This window comes from Amycolatopsis sp. CB00013, from assembly GCF_001905755.1.
Taxonomy (GTDB): domain Bacteria; phylum Actinomycetota; class Actinomycetes; order Mycobacteriales; family Pseudonocardiaceae; genus Amycolatopsis; species Amycolatopsis japonica.
This window is the reverse complement of sequence record NZ_LIWC01000001.1, coordinates 1,472,774-1,487,096: the sequence shown is the minus strand read 5'-3', so window position 1 is coordinate 1,487,096 and position 14,323 is coordinate 1,472,774. Positions and strand designations below refer to the sequence as shown.

Sequence of the window (14,323 nt, the reverse complement as noted above, 5' to 3'; positions counted from 1 at the left end):
GGAACCAAACCGACCAAGGAGAATGACAGTGACGTCATCGACCGCGGCTCAACCACCCGGAGCGTACAAGGAAGTAATCGATTCGAACGGCCGGATCTATCGCGTCGGCGAAACCGATCGCGACATCATGGGCCGTCCACGATGGACGATGGTGATCCTGCCGTGGGTCGCCATGATGGCCATCAGTTCGTCGGAATACGCGTTCACGTCGGCGGAGGAGACGCTGTCGGCCGCACACGGCTGGCACGGCGCCACCATCTTCTGGCTGCTCGGGGTCTGGGTGTTCTTCCAGGCGATCGTCGCCTTCCCGGCGGGGAAGATGCGGGAGAACGGGACCTTGCCCGCCAAGGCGGCGATGCTGCTGGGTGCGGTGGGCACCCTGCTCGCGTACCTTTCGCTCGCCTACGCGCCCAGCGAGATCTGGGCGTATCTGGGCTTCGGGTTCTTCGGCGGTGGCGGGGCCGGGCTGGTGTACGCGACCTGCGTCAACATGGTGGGGAAGTGGTATCCGGAGCGCCGGGGCGGCAAGACGGGCTTCGTCAACGGCGGTTTCGCCTACGGTTCGGTGCCGTTCATCTTCCTCTTCACCTCCTATATGGACCTTTCCAACTTCTCGGGTGTCCTGCTCGTGGTCGGCCTCTTCCTGGCGGCGGTGGTCGGGGTGAGCGGCTTCTACTTCCAGGATCCGCCGAAGAACTGGTGGCCCGCGCACGTCGACCCGCTGAAGGTGTCCGACGATCCCCGTGTCCGCCGTTCCCTGCAGAAGAATCCGCCGGCGGTGAAGCAGTACACGCCGAAGGAGGCGCTCAGGACCGGCATGCTGCCGCTGATGTGGTTCTGCCTGCTGTGCACGGCCGGGGTGAACATCTTCGGCATCGCGATGCAGGTCCCGTTCGGCAACGAGATGGGTTTCGCGGGCGGCATCGTCGCGCTGGCGATGAGCCTGAAGGCGATCATCAACGGTACCGGCCGCGGCGTGATCGGCTGGATCTCCGACCGCTACGGGCGGCGTCAGACCCTGTTCATGGTCTGCGTGGTGCTCGGCCTCGCGCAGGTCGCGGTGTACCTGTCCGGCTCGATCGGCAGCATGCCGCTGTTCCTGCTGGCCTCGATGGTCTCCGGCTTCGGCGGCGGCGCGATCTTCCCGCTGTTCGCGGCGATGACGGCGGACTTCTACGGCGAGAACAACAACGCCAGCAACTACGGCCTGGTCTACAGTTCGAAGCTGATCTCGGGCCTGGTCGGCTCCGGCGTCGGCGCGATGGTCGTGGTGGCCTGGGGTTACGGCGGCGCGTTCTTCCTCGCGGGCGGGACGAGTCTGCTCGCGGCCGCGCTCAGTCTGTTCCTCCGGCAGCCGGGGCGTTCGCGGACGCGGACGCCGAGGCGTGAGCAGGAACTGAATCCCGCTTAGTCCGCTTTCGGGCGTTCGTGGAAGGCCTGCCGGGTGCGCTCGGTGTGCTGGTTCATGATCCGTTCGGCGGCGACGGGGTCACCGGCGGCGATGGCCTTGATCAGGTCCTCGTGTTCCTGCCAGGCGTCGTGGCTGCGAGGACGGGCGATCGGGGTGTAGTACCAGCGGACGCGGCGGTCGACCATGCCGATCATCTCGGCGAGGACGGCGTTGCCGGACAGTTCGGTGATGAACGCGTGGAGCGCGGCGTTGGCCGCGACGAGGCCTTCGGTGTCGTCGGCGGCCAACGCCTCCAGCCCGGTCTTTTGCAGTTCCCACAAGCGTTCGACGTCTTCGCCGCCGGCCCTGTCGGCGGCGAGCCGGGCGGAGTGCGCCTCCAGCACGGTGCGCACGCTGAGCAGCTGATCGGCTTCCTCGTCGGTGGGCATGTGCACGAAGGCGCCCTGCGCGGGACGGAGGTCGACCCAGCCCTCGCTCTGCAGACGCTGCAACGCCTCGCGGACCGGCTGCCTGCTGACGCCCAGGTACTCGGCGAGGTCCGCCTCGACCAGGTGCTGGCCGGGTTCGAGGGTCCGGTTGATGATCAGCTCCGCGAGCGCGTCGTAGACGACCTGGCGCAGGGGAGCGGGCCGCTCGACGCGTTTGGCCGTCGCCGGGTCGAGCGTGCCCTTGGCGCGGCGACCGGTGGGGCCGCGGTCGGGCAGGGGCGAAACGGGCTGGCTCACAGGACCTCCGGATGACTCGTCCGGTTCAGGATACAGGTTTTGGTATGCAAAATCCCGACATTCCCCGCTCCACTCCGCATTTCGTCCTCTAAATGCGGGGTCCTCCGCCCGGAACTCGCGTGCTTGAAGGCCGAACTCGCGTGATTGGAGGCGGAACACGCGCGAGGCCGAGTCTTCCGCCTCCAATCACGCGTGATGCGCCTGGAAGCACGCGAGTTCCGGCTTGGGGCAGCCCGCATTCAGAGGACGAAATGCGGGAAGGGGCGTGACATGCCAACCATCTACAGGATACTGTATGCAATCTGGTCTTCGGCTGAGCGGGAGGCACGTCATGAAGGTCGCTGTTCTGGGCGCGGGGGCGATCGGCGCGTACGCCGGCGCCGCGCTCCACCGAGGCGGGGCGGAGGTCCACCTCATCGCGAGACGGGCGCACGGTGAAGCGATGCGCGCGCACGGCGTGCGGGTGCTCAGCCCGCGCGGGAACTTCACCGTCCACCCGCACGTCACCGACGATCCGGCGAAAGTCGGCCCCGTCGACTTCGTCTTCCTCGGCCTGAAGGCGAATTCGTACGCCTCCTGCGGCCCGCTGATCGCGCCGTTGCTGAGTAAGGACACCGCGATCGTGGCCGCGCAGAACGGGATCCCGTGGTGGTACTTCCACGGCCTGGCCGGACATCCGCTGGAGAACCGCCGCATCGAGACGGTCGACCCCGGGGGCGCGGTGAGCGAGGTCCTCGAACTGCGCCGCGCGATCGGCTGCGTCGTCTACTGCTCGACGGTGATCGAGGAACCGGGCGTGATCCGGCATCTCGAAGGGACCCGCTTCGCTTTGGGAGAGCCGAAAGGCGGCGTCACATCCCGATGTGCGGCTCTCGCCGACGCGATGATCGCCGGTGGGCTGAAGGCGCCCGTCGAACTCGACCTGCGCGACGAGATCTGGGTCAAGCTCATGGGCAACGTCGCCTTCAACCCGCTCAGCGCGCTGACCAGGGCGACCATGGTCCAAATGTGCGAGCATCCGGACACCCGCGAGCTCGTCGCCGCGATGATGAACGAGACCCTCGCGATCGCCCGTGCCGCGGGCAGCGATCCCCAGGTTTCGGTCGAGAAACGCATCAACGGCGCCTGGCGCGTCGGGCACCACAAGACCTCGATGCTGCAGGACCTCGAAGCGGGCAAGCCGCTGGAGACCGACGCGATCATCGGCGCCGTCGTCGAGCTCGCGGAGCTGACCGGCGTGCCCGCTCCCGCGCTGCGCCACGTCCACGCCGCGATCGGCCTGCTCGGCCAGACCGCGAACGCCGTTCCCGTCGGAGCGCACTGAATCGGAGGAACCCGATGAAGCGCAAGAACACCGAGCCGTACGTCCGGCTCACCCGGCCGCTGGTCCGCGATTCGGGCGAGCTGCGCCCGGCGAGCTGGGAAGAGGCGCTGGAGCGCGCCGCCGCCGGGTTCCGGCGGACGCTCGACACCAAGGGACCCGAAGCCTTCGGCATGTTCTCCTGTGCCAGGGCGACCAACGAGATGAACTACGTCGCGCAGAAGTTCACGCGTGCGGTGATCGGCACCAACAACGTCGACTCGTGCAACCGCACCTGCCACGCGCCGAGTGTCGCCGGGCTGGCGCGCGTGTTCGACAGCGGCGGCGGGACGTCGTCGTATCAGGAGATCGAGGACGCCGACGTCATCGTCGTCTGGGGCGGCAACCCCCGCGAAGCCCACCCGATCTTCTTCCAGCATGTGCTCAAGGCCGTCCACCGCGGCGCGAAACTGTTCGTGATCGACCCGCGCCGGACCAGCACCGCGAGCTGGGCGCACCGGCGGCTCCAGTTGCACGTCGGCACGGACATCCCGCTGGCTCACGCGATCGCCCGCGAGATCATCCATTCCGGATTGGCCAACACCGCCTTCATCGAACGGGCCACCGAAGGTTTCGCCGAGTTCGCGGCCTCCGTCGAGCCGTGGACGCTCGAAGCCGCCGAGGAGACGACCGGCGTCCCGGCCGAGCTGATCCGCGAACTCGCGCACACCTACGCCCGCGCCGACCGCGGCCAGCTGTCGTGGACGCTCGGGATCACCGAGCACCACAACGGCACCGACAACGTCCTGTCCCTGATCAATCTCGCGCTGTTGGCCGGCCACGTCGGCCGGTACGGCGCGGGGCTCAACCCGTTGCGCGGGCAGAACAACGTCCAGGGCGGCGGCGACATGGGCGCCATCCCGGACCGGATGCCGGGATTCCAGGACATCCTCGACGCGGACGTCCGGGCGAAATTCGACGCCGCTTGGGGTTCGAACATCCCGCCGCACAAGGGACTCAACCTCACGCAGATGCTCGACGCGATGGAACGCGGCGACCTGACCTGCGTGTACATCATCGGGGAGAACCCGGTCCAGTCGGAAGCGGACTGCGAGCACACGATCAAACGTCTGTCCAATGTGGAGCATCTGGTGGTGCAGGACATCTTCCTCACCAAGACGGCTCAGCTGGCGGACGTCGTGCTGCCCGCCTCGGCCGCGTGGTGCGAATCGGACGGCACCTTCACCAACAGCGAACGCCGCGTCCAGCGGGTCCGCAAGGCGCTCGAACCGCCGGAGGGCGCGCGCGACGACATCCAGTTGCTGTGCGAACTCGCCCGCCGTCTCGGCCACGACTGGAACTACCAGGGCGGCGAAGACGTCTGGAACGAACTCCGGACGTTGTCGCCGATGCACGCCGGGATGAGCTACGCGCGTTTGGAGGAACTCGGCGGCATCCAGTGGCCCTGTTACCGGGAGGACGAGCTCGAACCGACGTTCCTGCATGGCAGGCTCTGGGAGGAGGATCCCGCGAAACGCGGCCGACCGGCACCGTTCGCCGTGATCGCCCACAGCCCGCCGGTGGATCTGCTCACCGAGGACTTCCCGATCCGGCTGACCACCGGACGGCGGCTGGACTCCTACAACACCGGCGTCCAATCCGGCGGGTTCCCCTCGCCGCTGCGCCGAGGGGAGACCCTCGACCTGTGTCCGGCTGACGCGGTGCGGCTCGGGGTCGTCGAGGACGAGGTCGTGCGGATCTCGTCCCGGCGCGGCGAGATCGAGGCACCGGTCCGGATCGACGAGGGGCTGCGTCCGGGCCTGGCGTTCATGACCTTCCACTTCCCGGACGAGATCGACGTCAACGTCATCACCATCGAGGCGACCTGTCCGGTCGCGGGGACGGCCGAGTACAAGGCCGCCGCGATCCGGGTCGAGAAGCTGCCCGTCACCGTGTGAGGAGCCGGAATGGACCTGCGTTTCCTGAACGCCGAACCGACGGACGCCGAACGGCACGCGGTCGACGCGCTCGGAGCCGGAAGCCGCGATCAGCTGCTTCCCGCGTTGCACGCCGTGAACGACCGGGTCGGTTGGATCAGTCAGGGAGCGTTGAACCACATCTGCCGCCGGTTGAACGTGCCGCCGGCGGAAGCCTATGGCGTCGCGAGCTTCTACGCGTTGTTCTCGCTCAAGGAACGGCCGCCGCGCGTGGTCCACGTCTGCACGGATCTGGCCTGCCGCGTCAACGGCGCGGAGGCGGTGACCGAAGCCTTCGACGCGGCGGGAATCGGTTGGCATCGCAGCCCGTGCCTGGGTGTCTGCGAACGCGCTCCGGCGGCGCTGGCCTTCGAGGCGGGTGATCCCGCGGAGGGGCGGCTGCTCGCGCCGGCCACGCCAAGCGAAATCACCCGCGAACCGTCCACTTGGGAGGAAGCCCCGGTTTCCGTTCCACAGCAAGGGGGACCGGGCCTGCGCCTGCTGCGCCGCGTCGGCGTCGTCGAGCCCGAAAGCCTGGACGCCTATCGTGCGGCGGGCGGCTACGCGGCGTTGAGGAACGCATTGCTGCTCGGGCCGGCCGGGGTCATCCGCGAGGTGACCGATTCGGGGCTGATGGGCCGGGGCGGAGCGGCGTTCCCGACCGGCCGGAAATGGGACGCCGCCGCCCGGCAGCCCGAACGGACCCGGTACCTGGTGTGCAACGCGGACGAGAGCGAACCGGGCACGTTCAAGGACCGCGTGCTGATCGAGGGGGACCCGTTCGCGCTCGTCGAAGCGATGACGATCGCCGCGTTCGCGATCGGGGCGCAGAAGGGATACGTCTACCTGCGCGGCGAGTATCCGCGTGCGCTGAAGACGCTGCGCAACGCCATCGACTTGGCTCGTGAACGTGGGTTTCTGGGCGAGAACATCCTGGGGCGGCAAGGGTTCTCGTTCGACATCGAGATCAGGCGAGGTGCGGGCGCCTACATCTGTGGCGAGGAAACGGCGATCTTCAACTCGATCGAAGGCTACCGCGGCGAGCCGAGGTCGAAGCCGCCTTTCCCGGTGGAGAAGGGATTGTTCGGCAAGCCGACGGTGGTGAACAACGTCGAGACCCTGGTCAACATCCCGCTGATCCTCACCGAAGGCTGCGAGGCCTACCGTCGCATCGGGACCGAACGCTCGACCGGCCCGAAGCTGTTCTGCCTGTCCGGCAACGTCCGGCGTCCCGGCGTGTACGAGGTGCCGTTCGGGACGACGCTGGGGGAACTGCTCGAACTGGCCGGGGGAGTGCCGGAGGGCCGTGCACTGCGGGCCGTCCTGCTCGGCGGCGCGGCGGGTGGTTTCGTGCGCCCGGACGAAACCACCTTGCCGCTCACCATGGAGGACGCGCGTGCCGCGGGCGCCACACTCGGTTCGGGGGTCGTGCTCGCGCTCGACGACCAAGCCGATCTCGGCGGGTTCCTGGTGCGGATCGCGGCGTTCTTCCGGGACGAGTCGTGCGGGCAGTGCGTGCCGTGCCGGATCGGCACCGTGCGGCAGGAGGAGGCGCTGCACCGGATCGTCGGCGGCCGCAAGCTCGGGACCGGCGGCGACGACCTCACGCTGCTGCGCGAAGTCGGCCAGGTGATGCGGGATTCGTCCATCTGCGGACTGGGCCAGACCGCCTGGAACGCCATCGAGTCGGCGATCGACCGGCTCGGCGCACTGGAGGAGCGATCGTGACCATTGTCGGGTTGGGACTCCCGCGGCGGCTCGTCGAGTTCACTGTGGACGGTGAGGCGGTCCGGGTCCCTGAAGGTTCCACGATCCTCGACGCTTGCGCCGCGGCGGGCAAGGACATCCCGACGCTCTGCTTCGGCGACACCCTCGAACCGGCGAACGCTTGCCGTGTCTGCATGGTGGAGGTCGAGGGATCGCGCACGCTCGTGCCGTCCTGCTCCCGCAAGGCGGAACCGGGCATGGTGGTGCGGACCGAGACCGACCGGACGAGACTCAGCCGCAAGGTGGTGCTCGAACTCCTCGGATCGGCGACGGATCTGTCCACCACGCCCGATGTCGCGGACTGGATGGCCGACTGCGGTGCGGAACCCGAGCGTTTCGGCCCGCCCGCGCCCGCTTCGGACGACCGCGACGATCGCCGCCCCGGTGAGCACGAGATCCCGGACGGGCTGACGGCGGCGACCGTGCGCCAGCCGGTCAAGGTGGACAACGAACTCTATGTGCGCGACTACGGGAAATGCATCCAGTGCTACAAATGCGTCGACGCGTGCGGCGAGCAGTGGCAGAACACGTTCGCCATCACCATGGCGGGGCGTGGTTTCGACGCGCGGATCTCGACGGAGTTCGCGAACCCGCTTCCGGACAGCGCGTGTGTCTACTGTGGAAACTGCGTCGAGGTCTGCCCGACCGGCGCGCTGAGTTTCAAACGCGAGCACGACAAGCGTGAGGACGGGACCTGGGACGAGTCGCGGCAGACCGCGACGACCACCATCTGCACCTTCTGCGGGGTCGGCTGCTCCTTGACGCTGCACGTCCAGGACAACGAGATCGTCAAGGTGACCTCGCCCCACGAGAGTTCGGTGACCCACGGGAACCTCTGCATCAAGGGCCGCTTCGGGTGGCAGCACGTCCAGAACCGCTGACCCTCACGGTGACGTGGCACCGCACTCACGCGAGTCACGTCCCCGATCACGCCGCGCGTCCTGTGTTCCAGTCCGTGAAGGCCTCCTTGAGGGACCCAGAGTCCCTCAAGGAGGCCTTCACGGACTTTCGCTCAGTAGGCGGTATACCGCCCGTTGACCTGGACAGGTCAGCGGGCTATTCTCGATATACGAAAGAAAGTTTCCGCAGAACGAAATTGCAGAGGTTTCGATGGCTGATCTTGCCGGTTCGCGACACGCACTGCCCTACGTGCTGAACCTGTCGCTGGTCTTCACCGAGTTGCCGCTGCTCGACCGTGCGGAGGCGGCGCGTGCGGCGGGCTTCACCGCGGTCGAGTACTGGTGGCCGTTCGAGACACCGGAGCCGGACGCCGCCGAGGTCGACGCGTTCGTGGCGTCGGTCGAGCGGGCGGGTGTCGCGGTGACCGGGCTGAACTTCTTCCCCGGCGACATGGCGGGTGGTGATCGTGGCCTGGTCACCTGGCCCGGTCGCGAGGACGAGTTCGCCCGAGGCATCGCCTCCGCGATCGAGCTCGGCGAGCGGCTCGGCTGCCGCCGGTTCAACGCGCTCTACGGCAACCGGATCGACGGCGCGGATCCGGCCGCGCAGGACAAGCTCGGCTTGTCGAATCTGGCGCTCGCGTCGGACGCGGCCGCGCGGATCGGCGCGGAGATCGTCCTCGAGCCGTTGTCGGGGGCGGAGAAGTACCCGCTCAAGACCGCGGACGACGTACTGAAGGTGCTCGACGAACTCGGGCGGGACAACGTGAAGCTGCTGGCCGACCTGTACCACCTGGCGGTCAACGGTGACGACCTCGACACGGTCACGACCGTCCACACCGGACGGATCGGCCATGTGCAGATCGCCGATGCCCCAGGGCGCCACCAGCCGGGGACCGGAACGCTGGACATCGAGGGATACCTGGAAAAGCTGCAGACGGCGGGCTACCGCGGGCAGGTCGGCGTGGAGTACAAGCCCGACGGGCCGAGCGCGGATTCGCTGTCGTGGCTGCCTTTCGAACGAAGGGGACTGGCATGACCAAGCTGGGATTCATCGGCCTGGGGATCATGGGCGGGCCGATGGCGGGACATCTCGTCGCCGCCGGCCACGAGGTGAGCGGATTCGATACGAACGCGGACGCGCTCGCGAGGCTGGAGGCCGCGGGCGGCCGGGCCGCGAACGGGGTGACGGACGCCGTGGCGGACGCGGAAGTCGTCATCACCATGCTGCCGAACCACCCACAGGTCGAGGCTGTCGTGCTGGCGGCGGGCGGGGTGCTGGAATCGGCGAAACCGGGCACGCTGCTCATCGACATGAGCACCATCCGGCCGGAGACCTCCATCGAGGTGGCCGAGCGGGCGGGGGAACGCGAGATCAGGGTGCTCGACGCACCCGTTTCCGGCGGCCAGGCCGGAGCCGAGCAGGCGTCACTGTCCATTATGGTCGGTGGTGAGAACGACGACTTCGCCGCCGGGCTCCCGATCCTGGAAGCGGTCGGCAAGACGATCGTGCACGTCGGTCCGCACGGTGCCGGCCAGGTCGTCAAAGCCGCGAACCAGCTGGTCGTCGGCGGGACGTACGGGCTGATCGCCGAAGCCATCGTGCTGCTCGAAGCCTCGGGCGTGGACGCCGGTGTCGGCCTGGACGTCCTCGCGGGCGGCCTGGCGGGCAGCCGGATCCTCGAACTCAAGCGGAAGTCCATGGTGGCGCGGGAATTCGCGCCGGGCTTCCGGATCGATCTGCACCACAAGGACATGGGCATCGCGCTCGCCGCCGCCAGGCAGGCCGACGTCGCGCTGCCGCTCACCGGGCTGGTCGCCCAGCTCGTCGCCGCCGGACGGGCGATGGGCCACGGCTCGCTCGACCACTCCGCCCTGCTGAAGGTCGTCGAATCGCTGTCCGGCGCGGAAAACAAGGAGTGAGGAATGCCCAGAATCCCCGCCATGCAGGCCGTCGTCGACGTCCTGGTCAGTGAGGGCGTCGACACCGCTTTCGGGTGTCCGGGCGCCGCGATCCTCCCGCTGTACCACGCGATGCAGGACAGCGGCATCGAGCATCTGATCGTGCGCCACGAGGAGGGCGCGACCCATATGGCCGACGGCTGGGCGAGGACCACCGGCAACGTCGGAGTCGCGATCGGCACCTCCGGGCCCGCCGGGACGAACATGATCACCGGCCTCTACACCGCGCAGGCCGACTCGATCCCGATCCTGTGCATCACCGGGCAGGCCGACTCGCGGAAGCTGCACACCGAGGCGTTCCAGGCCGTCGACATCGTCGAGATCGCCAAGCCGGTGACCAAATGGGCGGTGCAGGTCAAGGAGGCCGCCCAGCTGCCGTGGGTGTTCCGGGAGGCGTTCCGCATCGCGCGGTCCGGCCGTCCCGGCCCGGTGCTGATCGACCTGCCGATCGACGTCCAGCGGCAGGAGATCGAATGGGACTCCAGCATCGACTCGCCGCTCCCGGTCATCAGGGCGACGCCGTCCCCGGCCAGGGTCGAGCGGGCGCTGGACCTGCTCCTGGCCGCCGAGCGGCCGCTGATCCTCGCGGGCGGCGGAGTGGTGCTCGGAGACGCGAGCGACCGGCTGCGCACCGCGGCCGAACTGCTCGGCGTCCCCGTCGGCGTGACGTTGATGGGCAAGGGGAGTTTCCCCGAGGACCACGAACTGTTCGCCGGCATGGCGGGTATCCAGACCTCGCAGCGCTGGGCGAACGCGGCGTTCCTCGAGGCGGATCTGGTGCTGGCGCTCGGTGCGCGGTTCGGCGACCGGCACACCGGTGACCTCGACGTCTACCGGGGGAACCGGAAGTTCATCCACGTCGACATCGAGCCGACCCAGCTGGGCAAGGTGTTCGGGCCGGACCTCGGGATCGTGTCCGACACGGGCACCTTCCTGGACGCGCTGATCGAGGCGGCGTCGAAGCGTTCCCCGGCGCGGGATCGCGCGTGGCCGCGGCGCATCGGCGAGCTCAAGGAGAGCCTGCCGCGGCGTGAGGACTTCGAGGACACGCCGATCAAGGCGCCTCGGGTGTTCAAGGAGATCAACGAGTTCTACGGCGAGGACGCCTACTTCGTCACCGCGATCGGGCTCTACCAGATCTGGTCCGGGCAGTTCCAGCGCGCGCACAAGCCGCGGCACTACCAGGTGTGCGGCCAGGCAGGCCCGCTCGGCTGGGAGATCCCGGCGGCGATCGGCGTCAAGAAGGCGAAACCGGAGGCCGAGGTCGTCGGCGTCGTCGGGGACTACTCGTTCCAGTTCCTGGTCGAGGAGCTGGCGGTGGCCGCGCAGTACGACGTCGGGTTCGTGCTGATCATGCTGAACAACGAGTACCTCGGGCTCATCCGGCAGGCCGAAACCGGCTACGAGATGAACTTCGAGGTCGACATCCACTACGACAAGATCGGCACGGACAACGTGAAGGTCATGGAGGCCTACGGCTGCTCCGGCACCCGCGTCTCCGAGCCGGGCGAGATCCGGGCTTCGCTGGAGTGGGCACGCAAGGAGGCCGAGCGGACGTCGCGGCCGGTGCTAGTGGAGATCATGATCGAACGCGAAGGGAACGCCGCGATGGGCAAGGCGCTCGACAGCGTCGTCGAGTTCGAGCCGATCGCGGGCTGAACGACGGTGTCCCGGTGGCTCGCCCGCCGGGACACCGTCGTGCGGTCAGGCCTTGCCCTGGTCGTTGCTCAGCCACTTCTCCGGCCGGACACGGACCAGCACGGAGTTGTCGCTGAGCGCGCCGTCGACGTACTTCGTGCCCTCGTCGCCGGGCAGGTAGCGCTGCGCGATCTTCAGCGCCTGCTCCCTGGTCGGCGGCGCGTTGTTCGCGATGACCGGACCCTCGGCCGTCACGTATTTGTACGGCAGCGTCTCCGACTGCGCGACCAGGCTCAGCCTGCCCGCCTTCTTGATCGCCTTGTCCTTGACCGAACCGCCGTCCATCCAGATCAGCAGTTCGCCGCCGGGCTCGTAGTCGTACCAGACCGGCACGGCCAGCGGGGCCCGCCCTTCCCGCTCCACGGCCAGGACCCCGATGTGGACCTCGCTCAGGAAGGCTTCGCGTTCCTCGGCGGTCATGACGAAAGACGACATCCGTGTCTCGCTTCTCTCGTAGGTGATCTACGACAGGCGACAACGCGGCCCGACTTCAGGGCATTCCGGGCTACGGACCGGGCCTGGCATCAAGCCGCAGTCGGAAGCCGCATCACGGGGTCGGGGAAGTGCTGCTGGTCGGGGACGTCTCGCCGGTGTTCCCCGCCGGAGTCGACGACGGCGCCGCGGAAGACGTGCTGGACGGCGGAGGCGTCGTCGAGGACGGAGGGGTGCTCGAAGGAGGCGTCGAGGAAGGCGGGGTCGACGAGGGAGGCGTCGACGAAGGCGGCGTGCTGGTCGGCTTCGACGGCGAAGAGCTGCTCGGCGGCGTGCTGCTGCTCGGCGGGACGGACGTGCCGGGCAGCGGGGTCGGACCCGGCGTGGTCGTGCCGGGCGGGGGAGTGCCGGGCAGGGTCGGCACCGGGACCTGGCCGTCGGGCGTACCGGCGGCGACGTCCTGCGAGTCCGGCGCGCCGACGGGGACCTGGCTGTCCGGCATCGTCGCGACGCCGCCGCGGTAGGCGACCGCCCAGCGGATCACGGTGTCCACATAGGACAGCGAGTGGTTGTAGCGGTACACGGCCACGCGCTGGGTCTGCTCGGACGTCAGGTCGACCCCGCCGGAGCAAAGATAGCGGCCGGAGCCCAGCGTCGCGTCGTAGATGTTGTTCGGGTTCGACTCGCCGTCGCCGTTGCCGTCGGAGGCGTAGCCCTTCCACGTGGAGGGGATGAACTGCGTCGGGCCGACGGCGCGGTCCCACACCGTGTCGCCGTCGTACTTGCCGCCGTCGGTGTCCGGGATGGCCGCGAACGGGCCGGCGCCGTTGAGCTGGGGGCCGAGGATCGGCTCCAGCGTGTTGCCCTTCGCGTCCACGTAACCACCGCGCGCGTGGTTCGATTCGATCCGGCCGATGCTGGCGATCAGCGCCCAGTCGATGTGGCAGCCGGGCAGTTCCTTCGCGAGGATGTCGGCGGCGTTCTTGTACGCCTTCATCATGCTGGCGGGGATGCCGAGCGCGCCCGACGGCGCGAACGCGCCGCCGATGTTGCCGGAATGCCCGGGGACGGTCAGCGGATCCGGGGTGGGCGGCTCGGGGAGGCTGCCGTCGACGGCGATCTCCGGGACCGTGCCCGCCGGCGGTTGCCAGGCCGCGGCCTGGTTCTGCGGCGCGGACGGCTTCGGCGCGGCGATCGGGGCGTCGGGGCCCGCGGACGCGGTGACCGCGGGCAGCACGGCGAGCGCGCCGCCGGCGAGCGCGAAGGCCGTCCGGTGCCGGGCGGACAACTTGTCCGTCTGTCGAGGGCGGTGCTTCGGCATGTTCTCTCCCGCAAGGTCGACTCCGCGCAAAACTATCCGATAGAGCCGGTTTTCGGGGACGACGCAACGAAAAACCCGCGATCCTGTCGAGTTTTCGTCCTCGCGGCACAAGACCTTCGTAGTGAAGTTGTCAATTTCACGCTGAGTTCACCGAATCGTCAGCAGAATCCCCGGCCGCCCCGCGGAGTGGTCTGAACCGCGTGCAAAGAGTCCTTTGCACAATCTCCTTTGCACGTCTATCTTGGTGTCATGACCGGCCCGCCGCCACCCGAAGAGATCGCCGACGCCGCCGTGCTGAAGGCGGTGATGCACCCGTTGCGCCGCCGGATCATGGAGGCGTTGGGCCGCGGCCCCGCGACGGCGACGAAGCTGGCCAAGGAACTGGGGGAGAGTTCGGGCGCGACCAGCTATCACCTGCGGGAACTGGCGAAATACGACTTCGTCGACGAGGCGCCGGAGCTCGCGCACGGCAAGGAGCGCTGGTGGCGGGCCCGCCAGCGCGACATCCGCTGGCCGCGGCACAGCGAGCAGAACGACGAGATGCGCGCCGTGTTCGACGAGGCGCAGCGCGCGGCGTTCACCGAAGACCTCGAACAGCTGGCGACCTTCCTCGAGCGTCGCGGTGAGCTGGGCGAATGGGGTGACGCGCTGGTGTTCTCACGCGGCTCGGTCTACGTGAACCTCGAAGAGCTCAAAGAGTTCTTCGACGAATACCTGGAGCTGTTGCGCCGCTATTGGCGGCCGGAGCCGGGCCCGGACGCGCGGAAGGTGCTCGTGCGCTGGACGGCGTTCCCGGACGCGGACGGGGAGGTGCAGGAAGGGAACTGAAAAC

The 14,323-nt window shown here is 68.6% G+C and carries 12 protein-coding genes; 9 read left to right on the top strand and 3 right to left on the bottom strand.

The features are described from left to right. The first annotated feature begins 28 nt into the window (after positions 1-28). Entirely contained in the window at positions 29-1,411 is a 1,383-nt protein-coding gene (locus tag AMK34_RS06630; RefSeq protein WP_198941636.1) for an OFA family MFS transporter, read from the top strand. Here the strand turns inward: AMK34_RS06630 and AMK34_RS06625 are convergent. Beyond that, positions 1,408-2,136, bottom strand: a complete 729-nt coding sequence (locus tag AMK34_RS06625) for a GntR family transcriptional regulator (RefSeq protein WP_073843665.1) — start codon at positions 2,134-2,136, stop codon at positions 1,408-1,410. The two genes, AMK34_RS06630 and AMK34_RS06625, sit on opposite strands and share 4 nt — an antisense overlap. A 331-nt stretch (positions 2,137-2,467) precedes the next feature. Here AMK34_RS06625 and AMK34_RS06620 point away from each other — a divergent pair, with 331 nt between their 5' ends. The 7 genes from AMK34_RS06620 to gcl all read left to right on the top strand — a co-directional run bounded on the left by AMK34_RS06620 (position 2,468) and on the right by gcl (position 11,699). Beyond that, complete coding sequence (locus tag AMK34_RS06620) at positions 2,468-3,460, top strand: 2-dehydropantoate 2-reductase (protein ID WP_073843663.1); 993 nt, start codon at positions 2,468-2,470, stop codon at positions 3,458-3,460. Between the two features lie 14 nt (positions 3,461-3,474). Next, entirely contained in the window at positions 3,475-5,394 is a 1,920-nt protein-coding gene (locus AMK34_RS06615; protein WP_073843661.1) for a molybdopterin oxidoreductase family protein, read from the top strand. 9 nt (positions 5,395-5,403) lie between these two features. Continuing rightward, a complete protein-coding gene (locus AMK34_RS06610) occupies positions 5,404-7,140 on the top strand; it encodes an NAD(P)H-dependent oxidoreductase subunit E (RefSeq protein ID WP_073843659.1) in 1,737 nt (578 codons plus the stop codon). Next, entirely contained in the window at positions 7,137-8,060 is a 924-nt protein-coding gene (locus tag AMK34_RS06605) for a 2Fe-2S iron-sulfur cluster-binding protein (RefSeq protein ID WP_073843657.1), read from the top strand. Before AMK34_RS06610 ends, AMK34_RS06605 begins: the two co-directional genes overlap by 4 nt. Positions 8,061-8,289: 229 nt before the next feature. Beyond that, positions 8,290-9,117, top strand: a complete 828-nt coding sequence (locus AMK34_RS06600) for a hydroxypyruvate isomerase family protein (RefSeq protein WP_073843656.1) — start codon at positions 8,290-8,292, stop codon at positions 9,115-9,117. Further along, positions 9,114-10,001, top strand: coding sequence for a 2-hydroxy-3-oxopropionate reductase (locus AMK34_RS06595; RefSeq protein ID WP_073843654.1), 888 nt, complete (start codon positions 9,114-9,116; stop codon positions 9,999-10,001). Before AMK34_RS06600 ends, AMK34_RS06595 begins: the two co-directional genes overlap by 4 nt. 3 nt (positions 10,002-10,004) lie before the next feature. Beyond that, the gene (gcl, locus tag AMK34_RS06590; RefSeq protein ID WP_073843652.1) at positions 10,005-11,699 is read left to right on the top strand and encodes a glyoxylate carboligase; all 1,695 of its coding nucleotides are present in this window, start codon (positions 10,005-10,007) and stop codon (positions 11,697-11,699) included. Positions 11,700-11,744: 45 nt separating this feature from the next. Here gcl and AMK34_RS06585 read toward each other — a convergent pair whose 3' ends face one another. Together AMK34_RS06585 and AMK34_RS06580 are read right to left on the bottom strand one after the other, a co-directional pair. Then, positions 11,745-12,173 (bottom strand): pyridoxamine 5'-phosphate oxidase family protein, encoded by a 429-nt coding sequence (locus AMK34_RS06585; RefSeq protein ID WP_073843650.1) that lies wholly within the window; start codon positions 12,171-12,173, stop codon positions 11,745-11,747. A 112-nt stretch (positions 12,174-12,285) separates the two neighbouring features. Further along, positions 12,286-13,491 carry a lytic transglycosylase domain-containing protein gene (locus AMK34_RS06580; RefSeq protein WP_073843648.1) on the bottom strand — a complete coding sequence of 402 codons (1,206 nt, stop codon included), beginning with the start codon at positions 13,489-13,491 and terminating at the stop codon, positions 12,286-12,288. A 249-nt stretch (positions 13,492-13,740) separates the two neighbouring features. On the opposite strand from AMK34_RS06580, the gene AMK34_RS06575 reads away from it, so the two are divergent. Beyond that, positions 13,741-14,319 carry an ArsR/SmtB family transcription factor gene (locus AMK34_RS06575; protein ID WP_073843646.1) on the top strand — a complete coding sequence of 193 codons (579 nt, stop codon included), beginning with the start codon at positions 13,741-13,743 and terminating at the stop codon, positions 14,317-14,319. Positions 14,320-14,323 lie beyond the last annotated feature (4 nt).